The organism is Caballeronia sp. M23-90, from assembly GCF_053574605.1.
In genome coordinates, this window is the sequence record NZ_JBSIPA010000809.1 from 1 (window position 1) to 1391 (window position 1391).

Here is a 1391-nt window from a genome sequence, read left to right on the forward strand (position 1 = left end):
TCGGCCGACCAGCGCCGCGTAGCTCAGCGCGGTGGCAAGGAGCGCACCGGCCCACGCCTCGAAGGAGAGCGCGAGAAGCTGGTGAACGACCGTCTTATAGTTGACCGCGTGCGACAAGTGCTGGAAAACCACCAGCAGCAGCGCGCACACGACGAGCGCAAGGACCGGGGCGGTGAAACGCTGCAACCGCCACGACCGTGTTAAACGGAGCAGCGATTCCGGCTGAAGAACTGAACGAACGACATTTCTGCGAGACATGCGAATTACCGGACTTGCTCCAACGCTTTCCAGCCTTGCGGCCATGTAGCGTTCTTGTTGGTTCTTGGTTCTGATCGGCTGCGCGCCGGACCGTTGTCGCTCTTCCCCGCGCTCCCAGGTTTCATAAACCTGAACGGAACGTTACGGTTAGCAACGCCTGTATATCGGCGATGGTTGACTGGACTTAAGAAAAGTCGGCGATTCTATGCTTTTTATCCGCGGCGGGTTCCGTTATCGCGCGGTAAGCGCGGTTTGCCAAGCAGTTTGCCCAGCGGTTTCCGGCGCTTTCCGGGCGCTTTCTTTACGAGGAATCGGCCGAGCGGGTAGCATCTTGGCTCCAGTGCACGCCCCGGCGGTGCATCTATCATCGATAAAAAAGGTTCTACCGAATGAAAACGCCACGCCTTGCTGCCGCTCTTGCCTTGACCGTTACCGCCGCTGTGACGGCGCTCGCCCTGGGCGGCTGCGTGACGCAATACGATTCGCTCGTGAAGACCGTGCCGGTGGGTTCCGGGACGTCGCATCTCGCCGTGCTGCCATTCGCCGCATGCGTGAAGGCACATTGGGCCGCGCGGCCGCTTAAGACGGGCGAATACACGCCCAATGCCGACGGCGACGTCATCACCGTGCATGGCGCCAAAGGCGAGACCCTGCTGCTGATCGACGCAGAACCCTCGGCGAACGGCACGGGCTATACGATTTACGGCGATATCGTGGGCGCAGCGGTGTACGTGGCCGATGCCCACAAGTGCGACTGACCGGCCCTCGCGCTCAGCTCGCGCCGCCCTTCATATCGACATAAGCCTGGTGCGTGCCGACGATCCGTCCGATCAGGTACCCGTCAGACGCGCACGCATTCACGCGCTGGTCGCCGTTCCAGACAATCTTGTATTGCTCGTCCTGCAGACGGATGCCAGCAGGATCGAACTGGGCTTTCGGCGGCGTCGCGGGTTTGCCCGAGTCGCGCAGTTGCTCCATGAGCAGGCGGTTCCATGTGTACGCGTAGCCATACTCGACGCCATCGGCAAACGCGTCGAGATCGCAGACCTGCTTGGGCGGCGTGATCGAAACCTCGGTCTTGTAACCGCTGGGGCCGCCGACATCGATGCGTTGGACGCCCGGCGCGCCCGACA

2 protein-coding genes and 1 pseudogene are annotated in these 1391 nt (G+C 62.0%); 1 reads left to right on the plus strand and 2 read right to left on the minus strand.

All coding sequences use genetic code 11. The annotated features are described in order from the left end of the window. Positions 1-258, minus strand: a 258-nt coding sequence (locus ACRXB1_RS36030; protein ID WP_449494775.1) for a hypothetical protein, incomplete at its 3' end; no start/stop codon positions are given. Positions 259-647: 389 nt separating this feature from the next. Here ACRXB1_RS36030 and ACRXB1_RS36035 point away from each other — a divergent pair. Next, complete coding sequence (locus ACRXB1_RS36035) at positions 648-1016, plus strand: hypothetical protein (RefSeq protein ID WP_062002640.1); 369 nt, start codon at positions 648-650, stop codon at positions 1014-1016. Positions 1017-1029: 13 nt separating this feature from the next. Here ACRXB1_RS36035 and ACRXB1_RS36040 read toward each other — a convergent pair. After that, positions 1030-1391 (minus strand): annotated as a pseudogene (locus ACRXB1_RS36040) (hypothetical protein); the annotation flags it as partial.